Source organism: Achromobacter spanius, from assembly GCF_039673305.1.
GTDB lineage: Bacteria > Pseudomonadota > Gammaproteobacteria > Burkholderiales > Burkholderiaceae_B > Achromobacter > Achromobacter spanius_F.
On sequence record NZ_JBDJLJ010000077.1, the window covers coordinates 1 to 22,047 of the forward strand.

The window sequence follows — 22,047 nt, forward strand, 5'->3', positions numbered from 1 at the left end:
GGACGGGCTCGGGCGCCTGCTGCACCGGGGCGGGAGCCGGAGCCGGCGCCGCGGCCGGCGCTGCGGGCGCGGGCGCCGGGGCTGCCGCCGCGGCCGGATCCTTATGCTCCAGCGCAAGCTGCCTCAACACGGCGCAGATACGCTCAAACACGGCATCATCGGGCTCTTCGGAGGCCCGATAGGCATCCAGTTGGCTTTTGAGCACGTCTTTCGTTTCCAAGAAAATATCAATCATGTCCGTGCGCAGCGACATTTCGCCGCGACGGATCGCGTCCAGAAGGTTTTCGAGCAGATGGGTCGTGCCGGCCAGCTGCGTGAAACAGCCGAACGTCGCCGCGCCGCCCTTGATCGAGTGGGCGGCCCGGAAAATGGCGTTGAGCTGCTCGATGTCGGGCGCACCCACATCGAGCTCCAGCAACAGCTGCTCCATTTGCGCAAGCAGCTCGTCCGCCTCGTCGAAAAAGGTCTCGTAAAACTGACTGAGATCCAAACCAGAACTCATGGCCCGTACGCCTTCCTAAATGAACCTGCTTATGCGCCGGCCTGCTCGTCGAGCAGTTCGGTCGCCAATTCCACCAGCACATCGGGATCCACCGGCTTGGAAAGCCAGCCGCACACGCCCAGATCCCGGGCTGCCATCTTGCTGTCCACGTCGTCCTCGGTGGTCAGCACCAGCACCGGCACATCCATGTACCGGTCCTCTTCGCGCAAACCCTGGATCAGCTCCAGGCCGCCCTTGACGGGCATGTTCCAGTCGCTGACCACCAGGTCGACCGGATTGGCCTTGGCCACTTCCAGCGCTTCCTGGCCGTTGCAGGCCGTCAAAACCTTCCAACCCGCGCCAATCAGCGTCGCCTGTACGATCATCCGCATCGTTGCAGAGTCGTCCGCCACGAGTATCGTTGCCGCCATTGCTATCGAACCCCTTCAGCGGGCGGGGTGCTCTCCACCTCGCCCTGCTTGGTTGCCGTTACGGCCTGCCCCGCGGCTTGCACCGCCTGCACTGCCGTTCCCACCTCGCGCGCATCCTTGGCGCTAACGTCCGCGGCTGCGGCGTTTTCGTTTTCGATGCGCTTCTGGGTGCTCTGATTGAGCACCACAAGGCTGATGCGTCTATTAACGGCCGCATACGGATCATCTTTAACCAGGCTCATGCTGGACGACAGCCCCTGGATGCGCATGACCTTGCTTTCGTTCATGCCGCCGGCCACCAGTTCCTGGCGGGAGGCGTTGGCCCGGTCGGCCGACAGCTCCCAGTTGCTGTAGGCCCGTTCGCCGCGCGCATACTGCGACGCGTCCGTGTGGCCCGAGATGCTGACCTTGTTGGGCAATTCGTTCAGGACCGGCCCCAGCTCGCGCAGGATGTCGCGCATGTACGGCTGCACTTCCGCGCGGCCGGTGGCGAACATCGGACGGTTCTGGTTGTCGATGATCTGGATGCGCAGCCCTTCGGTGGTCAGGTCGATCAGCAACTGCGGCCGGAAACTCTTCAGGACCGGGCTGGTCTCGATGACGTTTTCCAGGCGCTTCTTGAGGTTTTCCAGGCGATGCTGCTCGCGGCGCTCGGCGTCGCCCATGGGCTGGGATTCAACCCGGTTGCCCTGCCCGCGCCGCACGTCGCCGTCGCTGCGCAAGGGATCGCTGCCGCCGCCCGGCACCGCGCTGGTCTCCGCGGAGCTGCTGGGGCCGCCCGTGATGGCCACGCGCAGGGGCATGCGGAAGTACTCCGCGATTCCCTTGAGTTCCTCTCGCGGCACGACGCTGACGAGCCACATCACCAGGAAGAACGCCATCATGGCCGTGATGAAGTCGGCGTATGCGATCTTCCAGCTGCCCCCGTGATGTCCGCCGCCCTTGACCTTCTTGCGGCGGATCACCACACGGTGATTGTTTACCGTGCTCATTGCCCGCTCCGTCAGGCCTTGCCGGTCTTGGTCTGCCGGACGTGCTCTTCCAGCTCACCGAAGGTCGGACGCACGGACGAGAACAGCACCTTGCGGCCGAATTCCACCGCCAGCTGGGGCGGGTAGCCGTTCATGCTGGCCAGCAGCGTCGTCTTGATGCATTCCAGCACCTTCACGGCTTCGTCGGTGCGGCGCTCGATACGCGAGGCCAGCGGACCCACGAAGCCGTAGGCCAGCAGAATGCCCAGGAACGTGCCGACCATGGCCTTGGAGATCAGGTCGCCCAGAATCGCGGGCGGCTGGTCCACGGCGGCCAGCGCCTTGATCACGCCCAGCACCGCGGCCACGATACCGAAGGCAGGCAGGCCGTCGGCCATCTGCTGCAGGGCGTGGGCCGGAACGTGCCGCTCATGGCGGTAGGTCTCGATTTCCTCGTCCATGAGCGTTTCGATCTCGAACGAGCTCATGTTGCCGCTGATCATGATGCGCAGGTAGTCCGTGATGAACTCCATGAGCTTCGCGTCTTTGGCGATGCGGGGATATTCGCTGAAGATCGGACTGGAGCCCGGATCCTCGATATGGGATTCGATGGCCATCAGGCCTTCGCGGCGCGCCTTGTTCAGCAGCACATACAGGAGCGCCATCAGCTCCATGTAGACGTCCTTGCCATAGCGCGAGCTCTTGAGCGCGTCGGGCAGCGCCTTCTTGACCAGCATCAGCGATTTCTTGCTGTTGCCAGCCAGGAACGCCCCAAAGGCCGCGCCGAAGATCAGCGTCAGCTCAAAAGGCTGGTATAGCGCGCCAAGGTGGCCGCCCAGCCCTACGAAGCTGCCGACGACCGCCACGATCACCACGAGAAAACCGATAACAATCAACACATCCGGCCCCTGCCAACGAAGTCTGAAAAACTGGCGTCAATGATCCCCTGTCCCCCCCGACCCAAAAAGGCGGGTTAGGGGGAGTTTTCCAGGGCTTTTGATGTATTTGGACGCCCGATCAGGGCCGGGCGACGTCCGCGACGGGAGCGCCGCGGCTGCCGGCGCGCGCTTTGGCGGCCGCGCGGGTCTTGCCGGCGCGGGGTGGCGGCCGGCAAATGGCGCACACGAAATCCGACTGGGGATCGTGCGCGTGGGCGATGAAATGGCCGCCGCACTGGCGGCAGGCGGACAGTTGCAGCATGCCGCTGTCGAAGAACCGCACCAGCATCCAGGCCCGCGTGAAGCTCAGGACCGGCTCGGCGGATTCGGAGGCATCGTGCCCGGCATTTTCCAGATACAGGCGATAGGCGTCGATCGTGGCGCGTATGCCCTTGCTGGTGGTGCGCGTATTCAGGAACGAATACACGTTATAGAAGAGCGAGGAATGGATGTTCGGCAGCCAGGTCATGAACCAGTCGACCGAAAACGGCAGCATGCCCTTGGGTGGCGAGCAGCCGCGTATTTCGCGATACAGGCGGGCGAGGCGGTCGTGGCTGAGGCTGGTTTCAGCCTCCAGCACCTGCAGCCGCGCGCCCAGGGTGATCATGGAGCTGGCAAGCAGGATGTCATCCGCTTCCTGAGAAACGCTCTTGGAGGCCATTACAGGTATGTCCGAGTGGAATTCACAGGCCGTCAGGCCAATTCTTCGACGGGTTGCTTGGCCAACAGGATGGTTGCGTGCGCTTGTTGCAGCGCGCCACCCAGGACATCGTGGGTCAGCGCCGACAGCAGGCTGTAGTCGTCAAAGCGGAAACGGCACAGCAGCGAGCTGGAGCTGGCCAGTTTCACCAGTTGCGCCGGCGACAGGCGCATGAGGATGTCGGCAACTTCGTTGCTGAACCCCAGGCGGAACATCGATGCCGCGTAGTCATCGCGCAACATACGTTGAGCAAGTAACAGATATGACAGATTCACTTCGCGAATGTCTGCCAACAATGAATTTTCGACTTGTTGCACGCCGTACTCCCTATCCCTATCCCACCCGAGGGGCTTGATTACCAAGAGCGCAAACAACGTTTTGTTGTTCGTTCGCCCGCTGCATCCTGTTTTAATGCGAAATGTATCATTTGTTCGCAATTTAAGTAAAATTTACCACAGGTCATGTCATTTTCTATGACTTATATGACAAATCTTTGTTGATGTTGCGCAACGTGCGGTTCTAGATACACCTTGACATAGAAGTAAGTGACAAATTTTCGTCAATTTGGCAAATAAGCATTCAAAACGTTGCGTACTTCCTCGAATGAAACACCCCCCAGTGCCGACAATGGCATCTTGCCGACCACCAAGATTCGCCCGCGTTACCGTAGCCGCGCTTGTCGACAATGTCGCAAATTGACAACAACCGACAATGCCTCACGATGGACACCGCCAGACATTCCCGCAATGCCCCACGCAGATGACAGCCTGGTCGAATATGCGCCGCTAGTGCGGAAGCTGGCCCTGCAATTGCTCGCCCGGCTTCCCGCCAGCGTTGAACTCGACGACCTGATACAGGCCGGCATGATCGGCCTGCTCGACGCCGTTCGCCGTTACCAGGAAACCGCCGACGCCCAGTTCGAGACCTACGCCACCACCCGCATCCGAGGCGCGATGCTCGACGAGCTGCGCGGCCAGGATTGGCTGCCCCGCAGCGTGCGCACCAAGGCCCGCAAGATCGAACAGGCGATCCAGTTCCTGGAACAGCGTTTGATGCGCGCGCCCACCGAAGCCGAAATCGCCGCCCAGCTCGATATTCCGCTGGGCGACTACCAGACGCTCCTGCACGACGCCCAAGGCGTGCAGATCGTCCACTATGAAGATTTCACGACCGAACCCGATTCAGCCGCCGGCCAGGCCGACTGGTCCGCGACCCTGAACCACGGCTCGGCCGGCGGGAACCCACTGGACTCGCTGCTGGCCGGGGACTTCCGCCAGGCCCTGGTCCACGCCATCGATGCCCTGCCCGACCGCGAAAAGCTGCTGTTGTCGCTGTGCTACGAGCAAGGGCTGAATCTGAAGGAAATCGGCGCGATCATGAATGTGACCGAGGCGCGGGTTTGCCAGCTGCGGTCGCAGGCGACAGCGCGGATCCGCGCCAGGCTGAAGGATCAGGCCTGGCATGCTCTGCCCCAGGAGGGGCAGATCGCGCAGATTATTTGAGTGTTGGCAGTCCGCCGCGCCAGTGGAATCGGGGGAAAATCGGACCTTGTTCAGGACTTCCGGCGCGCTGCGGGACTGCTAGCCTTTCAAACCAGCCCACAACGCGTGCGCGGCGAGCCGTTCGACGACGGCTCAGCGCACCACGCCCCTCCCCGGAATTTCGCCATGAGCGCACCCGACCGCTTGACGCAGGCCATCTCTGACGCCTACGACGAAACCCCTTATATTTCCCTGCCCATTTCATACACGGCGCCCGGCAACCTGCGCGCGGTCGCCTGCCTGTATGGCATAGCAGCGCCCGCACTGGAGAGCGCCCGCATCCTGGAACTAGGCTGCGCTGCGGGCGGCAACCTGCTGCCGTTCGCGCTGGCCTATCCCGACGCGCAGGTCGTCGGGATCGACCTGTCGCCCCAGCAGATCGAAGCCGGCCAGCGCGTGGCCGAGGCCGCCGGCGCCCGCAATCTGGATCTGCGCGCGATGAGCCTGACCGAGATCACCCCCGACTTCGGCACGTTCGACTACATCATTTGCCACGGGGTGTTCAGCTGGGTGCCGCCCGACGTGCGCGACGCCATCTTCCGCATCTGCAGGACCAACCTGTCGCCTGAAGGCATCGCCTACGTCAGCTACAACATCTACCCGGGCTGGAAGGGGTCAGATGTCATCCGTGACGCCATGATGCTGAACAGCTTCGGTGCCCAGACGCCGCAGGAGAAGCTTGCCCGTGCCAAGGACATCCTGGAGCTGATTGAGAATGGCCTGTGGGAAAACAATCCCTTGCAGTCGGCGCTGCAGCATACCGCCCGGAAGCTGCGCGGTCAGAGCGACCACTACTTACTCCACGAATACCTGGAAGCGATCAACACCCCCTGCTACTTCCTCGAATTCGCAGCAGCTGCGCAACAAGCCGGCCTGGCTTATCTCGCAGACGCTGAGCCTCACCTGTCTTTCCCATCGACGTACAGCTCGAAAGTGGCGCACGGATTGAACGGGCTGGCCGTTAATGCGGGACGCGAAATGCGCGAACAGTATTTGGACTTCGCCGTGGGGCGTTCCTTCCGCAAGAGCCTGCTGGTCCACACTGAGCGCGCGGACGCCATCCTGGATCAGCCGGAAGGCTGCGCATTTGAGGGCATGTTCCTCGCCGCCGACTTGCTCCCCTTGCCCGCGACCGGCGCCCTTGCCAAGCAGCGGCAATACCTTACCGCATCCGGCGCCACATTGAGATCAAGCGACCCCGTCGCGCACATTCTGATGGACTTGCTGGGCGAATCCTGGCCGCGATCGGTACCATTTGCAGCAATTCGTGACGCCGTAGGTACGAACAGGCCAACGACAACACCCGAAGAAATCTCCTCCGCGCTACTAGCTCACATCATTGCGCTAGTACAGTCCAACACCCTCCATTACCGCTTGGAACCATCTTCATACCAAACGCCGCAATCCAAACCCGAACTCATCGCGGGCGCTCGGAACCTGCTGTCCGAAGTCACCAAGCCAGGCTGCCAGGTGAGCATGAACAACCTCTGGCACCAAGGGTTGACGCCGCCCGCCGATGCGCTAAGCCGACACATCATGGACCTGATGGACGGCAGCAGTACCACGAACGAATTGTGCAATGCCGCGCGCGATATGTTGATGACTGGCCTGCACTCCCATCCAAATGGCCAATCCTATAAAGGAGCCCGCAATCTGGAACCGGTGGCCCGCGAGTTTCTTAGCGCCCTCCTAACCAAATTGCGCCGCAATGGCCTCTTGCTGAACTGAGGGGACAGCGCCCTGCCATTTCCTCGCTATGGGAACGGGTAGAAGCCTGCCTCTCAACAGCATATTTACGATTGCCAAAAAAAAAGCCTAAAGATTGATTTGCGACTGCCGTAATCCTGGCAACGGAGAAATTCGAAGACACAAGTCAACGAATTCTTCCCGTTACAAAGATGGGCGGCCCCGCTGCCCGGTTTGAAGAAGCCTTTCTCTCTTGGGAGCCTAAACATGGCTGCAGTCATCAATACCAACTACTTGTCGCTCGTTGCTCAGAACAACCTGAACAAGTCCCAATCCTCCCTGGGCACCGCCATCGAGCGCCTGTCGTCGGGCCTGCGCATCAACAGCGCCAAGGACGACGCCGCCGGTATGGCCATTGCCAACCGCTTCACCGCGAACGTCAAGGGCCTGACCCAAGCCGCTCGTAACGCCAACGACGGCATCTCGCTGGCCCAGACGACGGAAGGCGCCGCCTCCGAAGTCAACACCCACCTGCAACGCGTTCGCGAACTGTCCGTGCAAGCCGCCAACGGCAGCTACTCGCAAGAACAGCTGAACTCGATGCAAGACGAAATCAACCAGCGCCTGTCGGACATCGATCGCATCTCGCAACAAACCGACTTCAACGGCGTGAAGGTTCTGTCGGATTCGGCTAAGCCCCTGACGCTGCAAGTCGGCGCCAACGACGGCGAAACGATCACCCTGAACCTGTCGGAAATCAGCGTCAAGACGCTGGGTCTGGACGGCTTCAACGTCAACGGCTCGGGCGTGACCCAGAACCGTTCGGCCACCGTGTCGGATCTGCAAGCTGCTGGCGGCGTTACCTCCTCCACCGGCGCCAATGACTGGAAGGTTACGACGACGCACGCCGCCGCTACCGCTGACCAAACGTTCGCCAAACTGGAGAACGGCAACACGGTCACGATCGGCACCACGTCGACCGGCACCACCTACACGTACGACGCCGCAAACAAGAACTTCACGTTCACCGACAAGACGGCTTCGACCTCTGCGGCCATCACCACCCTGGCGACCTCGCTGCGCCCGGCTACCGGCACGACGACCGCCACCTACACCCACAGCAACGGCACCGCTGCGACCGAGTTCGAAGTCGACGCTACCGGCAAGGTCACCGTCGGTGGTCAAGCCGCCTACCTGGACGCTGCAGGCAACCTGACGACCAACAGCGCCAGCGCCACCGCTGCCACGCTGGACAGCGTCCTGCAAGCCGCTGGCGCCAACACCGGCGCCGCCGGCTCGTCGTCGGTTTCGATCGGCGGCAAGACGTACTCCAACACCGGTACCGCCAACTCGCTGTCGTTCACCAACACCATCGCTTCCGATGCGCTGCTGGCGACCGCTAAGGCCAACACCACCTCGGGCGACGTGACCATCAAGATCGGTTCCGGCATCACCAGCGCCACGCTCGCATTCAACGCCGGCAACTCGACCAACACGTACGTTGACGACAAGGGCACGTTCACCACGACCCAGACGTACACCACGATCTACACGGTTGACCCCAACACGGGCAAGACCACGGTCAAGAGCGGCACGGGCACTGGCGACTACGCTCCGAAGGTCGGCGCAGAAGCCAAGGTCAGCAGCTCGGGCAAGCTGACCACGGAAGACACCAGCAAGGGCACGCTGACCACCGATCCGCTGAAGACGCTGGACGCCGCCTTCACGAAGCTGGACAAGCTGACCGGCGAACTGGGTGCTGTGCAGAACCGTCTGGAATCGACGATCGCCAACCTGAACAACGTGGTCAACAACCTCTCCAACGCTCGTTCGCGTATTCAAGACGCCGACTACGCCACGGAAGTGTCGAACATGTCCAAGGCTCAGATCCTGCAACAGGCTGGCACCTCGGTTCTGGCGCAAGCCAACCAAGTGCCGCAAACGGTGCTGTCGCTCCTGCGTTAATTCGCTGAACACGGGAAAGCCCTGCTTTCCCCTCCAGCTTCTGTTCCGAGCTGCATCCAGCTCGGAACAGAAACAAAAACCCGCTTCGGCGGGTTTTTTTATTCAAACTGGCGGCGAATTCCGATGCTGATCCAGCAAATGACCCCGTAGCGCGCTGCTTAGAATTTCGACATACCAACGTGCGCAGTAGCGCCTACCACCCGCGAACATGTCGAATTCGGCCTACATTCACCGTCAGACCCAAGCCGATCCCGGCCATCTGGCTCCCTGCCACTCCCCCCGGCATCTTCGGGCTACAGCCCATCTCTACGGACTGACCACCGCCGGTCTCTCCACTGCCCGCATTCTCGCGATAGGTTGTGGAAGGGCTGAGGGACTTTTACCTTTCGCCTCCGCCTACCCCGGTTCGCGAGTCGTGGGTATCGAGGCCTCTGAGACGCTACTCGCCCAGGGCCGCGAAGCAGTCCGCCTCCTGAAGCTAGACAATGTGGAATTGCTTTGTCGTGACTATGCTTCCCTGGATGAAGGTCTGGGAGAGTTCGACTACATCATAGTCACCGGTTTGTATAGTTACCTCCAACCAGACGCGGCCCAGGCCTTGCTGGAGTACTGCGGCCGGCGACTGTCGCCCATGGGCGTGTTGTACATCGACTACCACGTATATCCTGGTGCCAAAGCCCAGGAAATCGTCCGCGACGCCATTCTGCTGCACGCCCATTCCGCCCAGACTGAAGCCGAGGTCAAGACAAGCGCCAAGGAGGCCCTGAAGCTGTTCAGCGACGGCTTGGCTGGGGTGAACCCCATGAGCCAGGCTCTGGATGTAATCGCGCGGCGAATTGGGGCACAGTTGGACGCCCCCGATGGTTCTCCGCCACCCGCCGCCCTGGCCGGATCCGCCTGCTACTTCGTCGAATTCGCTGGCCGTGCAACTGCAGCTGGCCTTGCCTATGCGGGCGACGCCCAACCGCTATCGGAAATTGGCTTGACCTTTGGCCAGGGCGTATCCCTGTCAAACAGCCTCCTTACATTCGGCCAGCCGGCCACGCTCAAACAACAATACCTGGACTTTGCCACCAGCCGCGGCTTCCGCCAAACCCTGTTGGTGCCGATCTCACGCAGTGCTGAGCTCCGGTCCAGTCCAGACCTGGAACGAATGAAGGACTTGCGCTGGGCGAGTGGTCTGCACCGGCTGGCAGGCTATCGCCGAGATGGCAGCGCCACCTACGTGAATCACCTCAACCGAGGCATCACTATTGCGGACGGCGCAACCCAAACGGTAGTGAATACCCTTGCCCATGTTTGGCCTGGGTCTCTGACTTACGGCACCCTATTGGACGTCCTGAAGCTCCGCGAAGACTTGGACGACGCGAGCGGCAAGAGAATCCTCGACGGCTGCCTCAGAACACTACTTGAGCATGATGTCGTCCATTACAGCCTTGATTTGAGCCCCTACGACGAAGCAAAGGGCTCCGTCAGCCATCTGCTTGGATGCGTGCCATCGCTCGCCAGCCCAGAGTCGTCGGCCATCCCCGGCTTCAATCTCTGGCATGAGCCCGTTGACCTCCACCTCTCCGTCGGGCAGACGGAAATGGCAGCGAAGATCGCTGACGGATGCTCATTGGCAGATTTGGCCACAGGAACCGTTAACGAGGTTTTGGCTTCCGGCCTGCAGGCGGGCACATCCGAAATCACCGAGTTGCTATATTTGCTGCGACGCCACGCGCTCGTATGTGGCTCGTTGAACGCCTGGATAAAGCTGCTGAGGGAAGGACTCAGCGACAGCGGCGGTAGAGCTCCCTACTGCGGTCTATATGTCAGCGCTCTCGCCCGCCACAACCTGGAGGCAGGCATACTCTGCACCGACACCAGGGAGATTTCTCTTCCACCCGCCCTATTGAGTCAGGCGAATCGGATGCAGGAGTTGGCGGGCCAGCAGGATCTCCGACAGGCCGAGCCAATTGCCCGCCGCCTGATCCAGCTCGTACCCGGTTTCATCGATGCCTGGGAAGTCCTTACCGCCAGTCTGTTCAATGCCAACCGACTGGAAGAGGCATTGCAGTCCGCATTACGCATGCTGCAGCACGCGCCTGCGGACTCGCGCTCGTTCATGTTGCTCAGCGTCAGCCTGTCGCGCTTGCTGCGAACCTCCGAAGCCATCAGCGCTGCCCGTCGTGCGGTCGACCTGTCGCCCCGCAACGTTGAAGCCTACTCTGCGCTTGGCGACGCCCTGAGCGCGGAGCATCGCTATTACGAAGCGCGTCAAGCCTATGAAGCCGCGCTTAGGCACGATCCCGCGCACAGGAAATCGCGGGTGAACCTATGCAAAGTTCTTATCGACGCAGGAGAGATCGAGGCTGCGGAAACAGCTGCTAGAGCGGCGGTAGACACATTTCAGAACGCCGCAAGTTACGACAATCTGCTCTTCGCCGCCAACTATTCTCCTGACAAGACTGCTGCGCAGGTTTATCAAAGCTATCAGGAATGCGATCGCCAACTCTACCAACCGCTTCGCAGCAAGTGGAAGTTGCACTCCAATTCAAAAGACCTGAAACGCAAACTCAAGATCGGCTACGTATCACCTGATTTTCGTCAGCACGCGGCGAATCGGTTTGTCGAACCCCTTCTTGAGCATGCCGACCGCTCATGCTTCGAATTGTATGGCTATGCAGAGCTGCGCGCAGAGGATGACATCACACGCCGTCTGAAACGTCACTTCGATAGCTGGATACCCACAGCGGGTATGAACGATACGGAGCTTGCCGAGCGCATTCGCTCGGATGGTATTGATGTCCTGATCGATATTGCCGGACATACGAACGGAAATCGCCTGGGCGCATTCGCGCGTAAGCCGGCACCGGTGTCGGCAACCTGGCTGGGCTATGTCTACACGACGGGGTTGAGTGCTATTGACTACATCCTGACGGACACCGCGATGGCTCCGCCGGGAACGGAGGAGGCCTTCTCAGAGCAGCCCTGGCGGCTTCGCAGCAACCTCGTGTATCGCCCTCACCCTGGAATGGGTGAGGTTAGCGCACTGCCCGCCCTCGATAATGGCCATATAACGCTGGTAACCCTGACCCGAGCCATCCGCATCAACCATCACACCATCCGCGTCTGGTCCGAAATTCTCCACCGCCTTCCTAACGCCCGCTTGGTGATCGACAGCGCCAGCTATATAGATGGAGCAATGCGCCTAGCCCTCGCCGCGAAGTTTGCTGACGCGGGCATTCCAGGGCATCGGTTGCATATCGACTTCCGCACCCCCCCCTGGGATGTGCTGCGTGAGTCGGACATCGCTCTGGATTGTTTTCCCCATAATTCGGGTACCACACTGGTCGAATCGCTATATATGGGAGTGCCCTATGTCACGCTCGCTGGCAGGCCAGGAGTTGGACGTATTGGAGGTTCATTGCTGGCCGCAGCCGGATGCGATGATTGGATTGCGCACAGCGAAAAAGAGTACATCGACAAAGTCGTGGCACTCGCTTCTGACCTTCCGCACCTCGCAAAAATACGTCGCGGACTTCGCCAGCAGGTCCAAGAAAGCGTCTTGATGGACGAAGTCGGCTTCACGCGCGACTTTGAATCCGCCATTCAAGGCATGTTCAAGAATTGGTGCGAAAACCAGAAATGAAAGCAATCATCCTGGCCGGCGGCCTCGGCACCCGGATCTCCGAAGAAACCCACACTCGTCCCAAGCCGATGATAGAAATCGGCGGCAGGCCCATCCTGTGGCACATCATGAAGACCTACTCCGCCCACGGCGTGAATGACTTCGTGATTTGCTGCGGCTACAAGGGCTACATGATCAAGGAGTACTTCGCCAACTACTTCCTGCATATGTCCGACGTCACGTTCGACATGGCCGACAACCGCATGGAAGTGCATCAGCGAAAAGCCGAGCCATGGCGAGTCACGCTTGTGGACACGGGCGAGAACACCATGACAGGAGGCCGTCTCAAGCGCGTCGCGGACTATGTAAAGGACGAGAAGGCCTTCTGCTTCACTTACGGCGACGGTGTCGCCGATATAGATATCAGCAAGCTGATCGCATTCCATAACGACCATGGCAAAGCGGCTACCGTGACCGCTGTGCGCCCCCCAGGCCGTTACGGCGCCCTGAAGTGCAACGGGTCGCAAGTCACCGGATTTACGGAGAAGCCGCGTGGAGATGGCGGACTGATCAACGGCGGATTTTTTGTGCTTTCGCCCAGTGTGCTCTCTCTTATCGAAGACGACGCGAGCACTTGGGAAACGACCCCGCTCGAGGCCTTAAGCCGCGACGGCCAGCTTCACGCATACGAACATCTGGGATTCTGGCAGCCCATGGACACCCTGCGCGAAAAGAATTTGCTTGAATCCCTGTGGAACACCGGTAACGCCCCATGGAAGATCTGGTAACCCCCAGCCCGGAATTCTGGCGCGGAAAGCGTGTCCTCCTGACCGGTCATACGGGCTTTAAGGGCAGCTGGCTTGCATTGTGGCTGCACGAGATGGGCGCACATGTCACGGGCATCGCCCTGCCCCCGGCCACCCGCCCCAATTTGTATGAGGCAGCCGGTATTGGCAGCCTCATCGACAGCACATACCTGGACGTGCGGAACGGTTCCGACCTGACAGACAAGGTGCGGCAGGTTCGGCCGGATATTGTGCTGCATTTGGCTGCTCAGGCATTGGTGCGAACCAGCTATGCCGACCCGGCAAGTACATATGCCGTCAACGTCATGGGCACCGTCAACGTTCTCGAGGCATTGCGCACGGCAGGCACCGCGAAGGCTGTCGTCATGGTGACAACCGACAAGGTTTACCGGAACCGGGAGTGGAGCTATCCGTACCGTGAGTGCGACGAACTCGGCGGTCACGATCCGTACAGCGCCAGCAAAGCGGCAAGCGAAATTGTTATCTCTTCCTACCGGGACGCATTCCTCGGCGCGCAAGGCGTTGCGGTGGCCAGCGCCCGTGCCGGCAATGTAATCGGAGGCGGCGACTGGTCAGCCGACAGGATCTTGCCCGACGCTATCCGAGCGTGGCAGAGCGGCGACTGCCTGCACGTCAGGCGTCCAGACGCGGTCCGTCCATGGCAGCATGTGCTGGAGCCGGTGGCAGGCTATCTGCGCCTCGCGGAAACGCTGTGGGAATCCCCAGAACTTGCCGGCAGCTACAACTTTGGGCCTGACGCCGGCGCAACCGCGAGCGTTCGCACAGTGGTGGATCTGGCATTGAAATCCTACGGCCGGGGCAGCGTGGACTACGCCGAGGTGGCGCAAGGCCCTCACGAAGCCGGCTTGTTGCTGCTGGACCCCTCGCTTTCGAGGAGCGTGCTCAAAGTGCGCGAACGCTGGGATCTGCCGGCCGCGGTCGCGCGCAGCATTCGCTGGTACAGGCAGTTCGCGGATGGAGCCAACCCACTTGAGCTTTGCCTGGCGGACATACGAGACTACGTGGCAAAAACATGAGCATGCACATTCTGGACACACCCATAGCGGGGCTGAAAATCGTGGAGCGCCGCCCTCATCGCGACGAACGAGGATTTCTCGTACGTCTTTTCGACGCAGCGGATCTGCGCGAATGTGGATGGAATCGTCCCATCGAACAAATCAATCACACGCACACGCGGACGGCAGGAACCATACGCGGCATGCATTACCAGCTTCCGCCCTACGCTGAGATGAAACTGGTCAGTTGCATACGCGGAAAGATCTGGGATGTCGCGATTGATCTGAGAACCGGCTCGCCCACATTCATGCACTGGCACGCGGAAATACTGTCCCCGGAAAACGGGCGTGCGCTGCTGGTGCCCGAAGGGTTTGCACACGGCTTTCAATCGTTGGAAGACGATTCCGAAATCGTGTATTGCAACTCCGCGCCCTATGTGCCCGGGTCGGAGGGAGGCGTTCTCTACCGCGACGAACAGGTCAGCATCGAATGGCCGCTGCCGCCCACGGTCATTTCCGACCGTGACCAGAAGCACCCGATGATTGAAGCCGGATTCTCGGGAATCGTCGTCTGAAGCAATGTTGTAACCCGACTGCCCATGGCTATCCCGATCTTCGCCAAAATCTGCCACTGCTCATGACCGCAATACCTGTTCCTGACGCTGGATCGCCCACTTCACATCACTCGATGAATGGCGGTCCAATTATCGTAAGCGGCGCTACGGGATTCATCGGACGCCATGTTGTTCCCTTGCTGCTGGAACGCGGATACACCGTCGTGGCGCTGGGGCGTAGCAAAGAGAAGGCCCGGCAACATGCGTGGTACGAGCATGTCGACTTTCACGAAATCGACATATTGCGGGATGGCGCCCGTTTCATACCTGCGCCCGGGTCAAGCCTGATGCACCTTGCCTGGTCGGATTTGACAGACTTCCGAGCCTTGGATCATCTGGAAGCCCATTTGCCGTCCAACTACCGCTTCATTAAGCACATGGTGGAACACGGCGTACAGACCGTTCTCGTCGCGGGCACATGCCTGGAATACGGCCATAGGTACGGCCCAATCAGTCCCGACGTCGAACCGCAACCCGTGTTGCCGTATGCGGCCGCCAAACACATGCTGCACCAACAGCTCAAGCACCTGCAACATGCGCAGCACTTCCGGCTGAAGTGGGTGCGCCTCTTTTATATGTACGGAAACGGCCAGAACCCCCGTTCCGTCCTAGCCCAGCTTGACACGGCGATCGGCCGGGGTGATTCCAGTTTCCGAATGAGCGGTGGCGAGCAACTGCGCGATTACCTTCCTGTTGAGAAGGTCGCTGCAGGTCTCGTTACGCAGTTGGAAAGCCCTGGCCAGGGTCCGAGCCATGTATGCAGTTCGATCCCGATTTCCATACGACGGCTGGTCGAGGAACGGATCCGGCACCTTGGCGCGAAGATGGAACTTGAACTCGGATATTACCCTTACCCAGACTATGAGCCGATGGCATTCTGGGGAGCAAACAACAAGGAATGAACATGGACGATCATCAAGCATTCAGGTCTGAATGCCAGGAAGAAATCAAGCAGCAAGGATCCGATCCCGAACTTCGAGACCTGACATCGAAATGGGTGGCCAAGGCCGCTGCATTCAAGTACTCGTATCACTTTGAGTGGCTCGGACGTCCGATCATCCAGCACCCCCAGGACATGGTCGGTGTGCAGCAGCTGCTATGGAACATCCAGCCTGACCTGGTGATCGAAACCGGCATCGCCCGCGGCGGCTCGATCATCTTCTACGCAAGCATGCTCGAGCTTATAGCCGCATGCGGCGGCAATCCCGATGCCAAGGTACTCGGCATCGATATTGACATCCGGCAGCACAACATGGACGCCATCCTGGCCCATCCGATGTCCAAACGCATCGAAATGATCCAGGGATCGAGCGTCTCCGCCGAGACGATCTCTCAAGTCAGAAAGCGTGCTGAAGGCCACAAGCGGATCCTTGTCTGCCTGGACAGCAACCATACGCACGACCATGTGCTTGAAGAACTTAAGCTGTATGCCCCGTTGGTGTCCCCGAACAGCTACTGCGTCGTGTTCGACACCATCGTGGAGGACCTGCCGGAAGACGTCGGTCCGCCTCGTCCGTGGGGCAAGTCGAACAACCCGAAAACTGCGGTATTCGAGTACATGAAACAGTTGGAGTCCGGCGCGCTGACCGCCGCCGATGGCCAACCGTTGGCATTTGAAATCGACCGTCAGATCGAAGACCAGCTGCTGATCACCGTCGCGCCCAGCGGCTTCTTGCGTAGAAAATAACAATGTCCGTCCTGCGCGTGCCCACCGTGCCGAACTGCCCTGTCGAGGCGGAAGGCGAACAGTCTTTCGGACTGATGTCGTTGCGTCGCAATGAACGGCTGGACTTTGTCGAAAACGGCGAATTCGACCCGTCGATCGCCGTGTACGACGACAATTACCAGAACAGCCAGGCGCACTCCCCGAAGTTTCAGGATCACATGAGGTCCGTGCTGGAGCTGCTGAAGGCGCAACTTCCCGCGGGCAGCAAGTTGGTCGAAGTCGGCTGCGGCAAGGGGGACTTCCTGGAGCTTGCCATTGGGGACGGTCATTTCCAGGCCTACGGCTACGACGCAACCTACGAAGGCAACAGTCCCAGAATCGAAAAACGCTATCTCGACGACGAGGACCGCATCGATGCGGATCTCGTCGTCCTGCGACACGTTCTGGAGCATATTCAGAGACCGCATGAATTTCTGCAATTGCTGCGCAAGATCTTTGGCGACGCCTTGGTGTACGTGGAAGTGCCAAGCCTGGATTGGATCTTGGCCAACCAGGCATTCTTCGACGTTACTTATGAGCACGTGAATTACTTCTCCACGACAGCATTAGCTCAATTGTTCGATGACCGCGTCCGCCTGCAAGGACGGCTTTTCGAAGAACAGTACCAATTCGTGATCGCCCCGTTGAAGGAAGTTTCTTCCGCTTTTGGTGAAGCCTATCGGGACGAGACATGGGAGATGCTGGACTTCAATTCGCTATTCCCGGATTTAGCCAACCGGATCGACACTATTTCGACGGGCCTGAAAGAGTCGTCGCGCATCTTCATCTGGGGAGCTGCCACCAAAGGCTGCATGTTTTTGCTGCACTACTTGCGCCTCGGTCGGCCCAGGAATCGGATCGCTTTCGCCATCGACATCAACCCAGCAAAATCCGGCAAATTCCTCCCGGGATCCCTCGTTCCCATTCATTCGCCGGAAACCTTTTTTTCGACGGTGACTGACCAAGACCTGCTGTTGATCTGCAACCCCAATTATGCTGCGGAGATTCGGCAGCAATTGGAAGAAGCAGGGCTGGCTGGGTTGCGTGTGGAATGCATCTGAACGTCGACCGCGAGAACCTGTCTCGACCAGGCCCCTGCCTCTTCACTCTCACGGATGCAGGGTCTGCGGGAGGGCCTCTATCGGCTGGCCATATTTCCGATGGTATGGCGGGTGCGTCGGCCGGAGCGCAAGCGCAAGTCCGCCAAGATACGGCTTGACCATCCCGAATTCGGGCCAAGGCGCCATTTTTGCTTGCTGTTCCTCTTTTGGAGTTCAGACAATTGCTTCATAATCGCTGTTGCATGATTTTGTAACTGTATTTTTCACAACATGACCGCCACGCCCCCCGATCCACTCGCTACGCAGCACGACAGCATTCCGGATCCAGACACTGAGGCGCCGGTGGATACGCAGACCTTGCGTCTGCGCGAAGAGAACCGCGCATTGCGCGAGCTGCTGGCCGCGCAGGTGCAAGCCGCGCTGCCGCAGCAACAACCAGGCCTGTTCCGCCGCCTGTGCTGGGGCCTGATTTCCGCCCCCGGCGCGGCGCTGGTGGGATGGCGCAGCCTGATCGGCCGTGACGACGCCTCCACGCCCATCACGCGCCGGCGCGTGGGCTATGCCACCTTGACGGTGCTGTACACCCTGGCGATCTACGGCGCCCTGGTGCTGCTGGTGGTGTCCTGGAGTTCGCCGAACGCCACGATGTCCGGCGCCACGGCCGCCGGTCCCGTGCGCGTGCCGCTGGTGCCGGCGCCGCCCCTGCCGCCCGGGGCCGATCCGGTTCTGGAACAAGCCGTGGCGCCTGCCCAGGAGCCAGCTCCGCCCGCTGCCGAACCGGAGTCCAGCCCGGCGACACAGCAGCCCGAGCAACCGGCGGCCCAACCCGCGGCGGCAGCCGCGTCCTCGCCGACGGCTGCCAGTGCCCCCGCAGCCGCCGCGCCTGCGTCCCCCGCCGAATCGCACGCCGAATCCACAGGCCCCCACTCCACCCTGCGCATCACCGAGATCGCCGCGCCGGATCCGCTTGCCTGGGTGGGCGCCCTCAGGGAAGAACTCGCCCGCTGCGCGGAACTGGGATTCTTCGAACGCCCCGATTGCGCCTGGACGGCCCGCAAGCAGTTTTGCGAACCCAACCAGGGCTGGGGCGCCGTCAAGGAATGCCCGGCGCAGCCTTAGCGCGGGTTTCAGACACCCCACATCGGTGCCTTTGAGTGAGGAGGCAATGGCAAGAGCCGCTCTTCAAATGTCACAAGCCCGCCATGAACACCGGCCACAATGCACCGCAGCGGGCAATCATTGCGAAATGTTTTGCATCATTGCGATGGCGTGCCCCATAATGCCGTCTACTTCGGCCTCAGCCCGGCCTCACATCACCAGGACTTTCAGACCATGGATGCATCCGTCAACAACACCGTCAACTCCGCCCTGGCCCTGCGCGACGTGAACGTCATGCAAGAGGTGCAGGCCACCGTGATGAAGAAGGCGATCAACGCGCAGGCCGATTCGGTCGCGACGCTGATGCAGTCGCTGCCGGTGCTGGCCATCGACGGCACGCTGGGTTCGCGCATCAACACGCACGCCTGAGGCCCGCTGCGCAGGCAACTGCGCGGATGAGGACAAGAGCCGCCCGACGGGCGGCTTTTTCGTGCCCGGTCGGCCTCCATGTCCGGCCGGCCGCAAAAAAAAGCGCCGGCCCCTTGGAAAGGGCCAGCGCTTTTTGCTGCATTCGCGGCAAGCCGCGGCGCGTTACTTCTTTTTCATCGGCGGCAGGTCGGTGCAGACGCCTTCGGCGACTTCCGCGGCCATGCCCACCGATTCGCCCAGGGTCGGGTGCGGGTGGATGGTCTTGGCGATGTCGACGACGTCGGCGCCCATTTCCACGGCCAGGGCCAGTTCGCTGATCAGGTCGCCAGCGTGGGTGCCCACGATGCTGCCGCCCAGGATGCGATGCGTTTCCGCGTCGAAGATCAGCTTGGTGAAGCCTTCGTCGCGGCCATTGGCGATGGCGCGGCCGGAGGCGGCCCACGGGAACACGCCCTTCTCGATCTTGATGCCCTGCTTCTTGGCATCGTCTTCGGTCAGGCCGACCCACGCCACTTCCGGATCGGTGTAGGCCACCGACGGGATGACACGCGCGTCGAAGAAGGACTTCTGGCCGGCGGCGGCTTCGGCTGCCACGTGGCCTTCATGCACGGCCTTGTGGGCGAGCATGGGCTGGCCGACGATGTCGCCGATGGCGTAGATGTGCGGCACGTTGGTGCGCATCTGGCGATCGACCTCGATGAAACCGCGGTCGGTCACGGCGATGCCCGCCTTGTCGGCGCCGATCTTCTTGCCGTTGGGGCTGCGGCCCACGGCCTGCAGGACCAGGTCGTAGCGCTGCGGTTCCTTGGGAGCGCCCTCGCCTTCGAAGCTGACGTAGATGCCGTCCTTTTTGGCTTCGGCGCCCACGGTCTTGGTCTTCAACATGATGTTGTCGAAGCGGTAGGCGTTCTTCTTCTGCCAGACCTTGACCAGGTCGCGGTCGGCGCCCTGCATCAGGCCGTCCAGCATTTCCACCACGTCCAGGCGCGCGCCCAGCGTGGAGTACACCGTGCCCATTTCCAGGCCGATGATGCCGCCGCCGATGATGAGCATCTTCTTGGGCACTTCACGCAGCAGCAGCGCGCCGGTGGAGTCGACGATGCGATCGTCTTCGGGCAGGAACGGCAGCTTCACCGACTGGCTGCCGGCGGCGATGATGGCCTGCTTGAAGCGCAGCGTCTGGGACTTGCCGTCCGCGCCCTTGACCGTCAGGTGATTGGCGTCGGCGAATTCGCCCACGCCCGTCACCACGGTGACCTTGCGCGCCTTGGCCATGCCGGCCAGGCCGCCGGTCAGCTTGGCGACCACGCTGTCCTTGTAGCCGCGCAGCTTGTCCAGGTCGATCTTGGGCTCGCCGAAGCTGATGCCGTGGGCGGCCAGTTCGCGCGCCTCGTCGATGATGGCGGCGTTGTGCAGCAGCGCCTTGGACGGGATGCAGCCCACGTTCAGGCAGACGCCGCCCAGCGTGCTGTAGCGTTCCACCAGGACCACGGACAGGCCCAGGTCGGCGGCGCGGAAGGCGGCGGAATAGCCGCCAGGGCCCGCGCCCAGCACCAGCATGTCGTATTCGGCGTCGGCCGAACCGCTGTAGGTCGCGGCGGCGGGCGCTGCGGCCTTGGCGGCGGGCGCTTCGGCCTGCTTGGCTTCTTCCTTGGCGGCGGGCTTGGCGTCGGCCTTGGGGGCCTCTTGCTTCGCGGCGCCCGCGTCGGCCCCTTCGACTTCCAACACAACCGCGCCTTCGGCAACCTTGTCGCCGACCTTCACGGCGATGGACTTGACCACGCCGCCCTGCGACGCGGGGATTTCCATCGAGGCCTTGTCGGATTCGACCGTGATCAGGCTCTGTTCCGCCTTGATCGTGTCGCCCACGGCCACCAGCACTTCAATGACTTCCACTTCCTTGAAGTCGCCGATGTCCGGCACTTTGATTTGAACGGTATTGCTCATAGGGCTCCCCGTTTACAGCGCGATGCGGCGGAAGTCGGCCAGCAAGGCGCCCAGATAGGCGTTGAAGCGCGCGGCCGAGGCGCCGTCGATGACGCGGTGGTCGTAGGACAGCGAGAGCGGCACGATCAGGCGCGGCACGAACTGCTTGCCGTCCCAGACGGGCTTGTGCGCGGAGCGCGACACGCCCAGGATGGCGACTTCAGGGGCGTTGATGATCGGCGTGAACGAGGTGCCGCCGATGCCGCCCAGGGACGAGATCGAGAAGCAGCCGCCCTGCATTTCCGCGGGCGAGATCTTGCCGTCGCGGGCCTTCTTGGACAGGTCGGTCATTTCCTGCGCGATCTGCAGGATGCCCTTCTTGTCGGCGTCGCGGATCACCGGCACCACCAGCCCGTTGGGCGTATCGGCGGCAAAGCCGATGTGGTAGTACTGCTTGAGCACCAGGTTGTCGCCGTCCAGCGAGGCGTTGAACTCGGGGAATTTCTTCAGGGCCGCGACCACGGCCTTGATCAGGAAGGCCAGCATCGTGACCTTGATGCCCGACTTCTCGTTTTCCTTGTTCAGCGTGACGCGCAGCGCTTCCAGGTCGGTGATGTCCGCTTCGTCGTTGTTGGTGACGTGCGGGATCATGACCCAGTTGCGGTGCAGGTTCGCGCCGGAAATCTTCTTGATGCGCGACAGCGGCTTGGCTTCGATCGGGCCGAACTTGGTGAAGTCGACCTTCGGCCACGGCAAGAGGCCCAGCGCGGCGCCGTCGGCCGAGCCTCCGGCGGCGGCCGCCGGGGCGGCCGACAGGGCCTGCTTGACGAAACCCCGCACGTCGTCGGCGGTGATGCGTTCCTTGGGACCGGAGCCCTTGACCTTGGAGAGGTTCACGCCGAGTTCGCGCGCGAACTTGCGCACCGACGGCGAAGCGTGCGGCAGCTGGCCGGGCTTGAGGTTGGCGTCTTCGAGCGCGGCGGCGGGCGCCGGGCGCGAGGCATGCGCCGCGGCGGGCGCGGCTTCGGCCTTGGCCGCGGGTGCGGCGGCAGCCTCGGCCTTGGCG

Annotated in this window: 20 protein-coding genes; 12 read left to right on the forward strand and 8 right to left on the reverse strand. The window is 61.4% G+C overall.

Annotated elements, in window-relative coordinates:
- From ABE485_RS28915 to flhD, 6 genes are all read right to left on the reverse strand, one after another.
- Positions 1-502, reverse strand: a 502-nt coding sequence (locus tag ABE485_RS28915) for an Hpt domain-containing protein (RefSeq protein WP_346518693.1), incomplete at its 3' end; no start/stop codon positions are given.
- 29 nt (positions 503-531) lie between these two features.
- On the reverse strand, positions 532-912 hold the full coding sequence (locus ABE485_RS28920) for a response regulator (RefSeq protein WP_346518694.1): 381 nt from the start codon (positions 910-912) through the stop codon (positions 532-534).
- Between the two features lie 2 nt (positions 913-914).
- Complete coding sequence (gene motB, locus ABE485_RS28925; RefSeq protein ID WP_346518695.1) at positions 915-1,904, reverse strand: flagellar motor protein MotB; 990 nt, start codon at positions 1,902-1,904, stop codon at positions 915-917.
- 11 nt (positions 1,905-1,915) lie between these two features.
- The gene (gene motA / locus ABE485_RS28930; RefSeq protein ID WP_346518696.1) at positions 1,916-2,782 is read right to left on the reverse strand and encodes a flagellar motor stator protein MotA; all 867 of its coding nucleotides are present in this window, start codon (positions 2,780-2,782) and stop codon (positions 1,916-1,918) included.
- Between the two features lie 118 nt (positions 2,783-2,900).
- Complete coding sequence (gene flhC / locus ABE485_RS28935) at positions 2,901-3,482, reverse strand: flagellar transcriptional regulator FlhC (protein WP_346518697.1); 582 nt, start codon at positions 3,480-3,482, stop codon at positions 2,901-2,903.
- A gap of 32 nt (positions 3,483-3,514) precedes the next feature.
- On the reverse strand, positions 3,515-3,838 hold the full coding sequence (gene flhD, locus ABE485_RS28940) for a flagellar transcriptional regulator FlhD (protein ID WP_006219025.1): 324 nt from the start codon (positions 3,836-3,838) through the stop codon (positions 3,515-3,517).
- Positions 3,839-4,267: 429 nt separating this feature from the next.
- On the opposite strand from flhD, the gene ABE485_RS28945 reads away from it, so the two are divergent.
- The 12 genes from ABE485_RS28945 to ABE485_RS29000 all read left to right on the forward strand — a co-directional run bounded on the left by ABE485_RS28945 (position 4,268) and on the right by ABE485_RS29000 (position 19,055).
- Positions 4,268-5,023 (forward strand): RNA polymerase sigma factor FliA, encoded by a 756-nt coding sequence (locus ABE485_RS28945; protein ID WP_346518698.1) that lies wholly within the window; start codon positions 4,268-4,270, stop codon positions 5,021-5,023.
- A 165-nt stretch (positions 5,024-5,188) separates the two neighbouring features.
- Positions 5,189-6,790, forward strand: coding sequence for a class I SAM-dependent methyltransferase (locus ABE485_RS28950; protein WP_346518699.1), 1,602 nt, complete (start codon positions 5,189-5,191; stop codon positions 6,788-6,790).
- Positions 6,791-7,015: 225 nt separating this feature from the next.
- Positions 7,016-8,713, forward strand: a complete 1,698-nt coding sequence (locus ABE485_RS28955; protein ID WP_346518700.1) for a flagellin — start codon at positions 7,016-7,018, stop codon at positions 8,711-8,713.
- 208 nt (positions 8,714-8,921) lie between these two features.
- The gene (locus ABE485_RS28960; protein ID WP_346518701.1) at positions 8,922-12,347 is read left to right on the forward strand and encodes a methyltransferase domain-containing protein; all 3,426 of its coding nucleotides are present in this window, start codon (positions 8,922-8,924) and stop codon (positions 12,345-12,347) included.
- On the forward strand, positions 12,344-13,114 hold the full coding sequence (rfbF, locus tag ABE485_RS28965) for a glucose-1-phosphate cytidylyltransferase (protein ID WP_346518702.1): 771 nt from the start codon (positions 12,344-12,346) through the stop codon (positions 13,112-13,114). The genes ABE485_RS28960 and rfbF overlap by 4 nt, the downstream gene beginning before the upstream one ends.
- On the forward strand, positions 13,099-14,169 hold the full coding sequence (rfbG, locus tag ABE485_RS28970) for a CDP-glucose 4,6-dehydratase (RefSeq protein ID WP_346518703.1): 1,071 nt from the start codon (positions 13,099-13,101) through the stop codon (positions 14,167-14,169). The genes rfbF and rfbG overlap by 16 nt, the downstream gene beginning before the upstream one ends.
- A complete protein-coding gene (locus ABE485_RS28975; protein ID WP_346518704.1) occupies positions 14,166-14,723 on the forward strand; it encodes a dTDP-4-dehydrorhamnose 3,5-epimerase family protein in 558 nt (185 codons plus the stop codon). The genes rfbG and ABE485_RS28975 overlap by 4 nt, the downstream gene beginning before the upstream one ends.
- 62 nt (positions 14,724-14,785) lie before the next feature.
- A complete protein-coding gene (locus ABE485_RS28980; RefSeq protein ID WP_346518705.1) occupies positions 14,786-15,664 on the forward strand; it encodes an NAD-dependent epimerase/dehydratase family protein in 879 nt (292 codons plus the stop codon).
- A gap of 2 nt (positions 15,665-15,666) precedes the next feature.
- Positions 15,667-16,449 (forward strand): cephalosporin hydroxylase family protein, encoded by a 783-nt coding sequence (locus tag ABE485_RS28985; RefSeq protein ID WP_430795477.1) that lies wholly within the window; start codon positions 15,667-15,669, stop codon positions 16,447-16,449.
- A gap of 2 nt (positions 16,450-16,451) precedes the next feature.
- Positions 16,452-17,528 (forward strand): class I SAM-dependent methyltransferase, encoded by a 1,077-nt coding sequence (locus ABE485_RS28990; RefSeq protein WP_346518707.1) that lies wholly within the window; start codon positions 16,452-16,454, stop codon positions 17,526-17,528.
- Between the two features lie 270 nt (positions 17,529-17,798).
- Positions 17,799-18,647, forward strand: a complete 849-nt coding sequence (locus ABE485_RS28995) for a hypothetical protein (RefSeq protein WP_346518708.1) — start codon at positions 17,799-17,801, stop codon at positions 18,645-18,647.
- A 213-nt stretch (positions 18,648-18,860) separates the two neighbouring features.
- A complete protein-coding gene (locus tag ABE485_RS29000; protein WP_008165610.1) occupies positions 18,861-19,055 on the forward strand; it encodes a putative motility protein in 195 nt (64 codons plus the stop codon).
- 162 nt (positions 19,056-19,217) lie between these two features.
- Here the strand turns inward: ABE485_RS29000 and lpdA are convergent, their stop codons facing one another.
- Together lpdA and ABE485_RS29010 are read right to left on the reverse strand one after the other, a co-directional pair.
- Positions 19,218-21,002 carry a dihydrolipoyl dehydrogenase gene (gene lpdA, locus ABE485_RS29005; protein WP_346518709.1) on the reverse strand — a complete coding sequence of 595 codons (1,785 nt, stop codon included), beginning with the start codon at positions 21,000-21,002 and terminating at the stop codon, positions 19,218-19,220.
- 12 nt (positions 21,003-21,014) lie between these two features.
- A partial coding sequence (locus ABE485_RS29010) for a dihydrolipoyllysine-residue acetyltransferase (RefSeq protein ID WP_346518710.1) occupies positions 21,015-22,047 on the reverse strand: 1,033 nt, incomplete at its 5' end.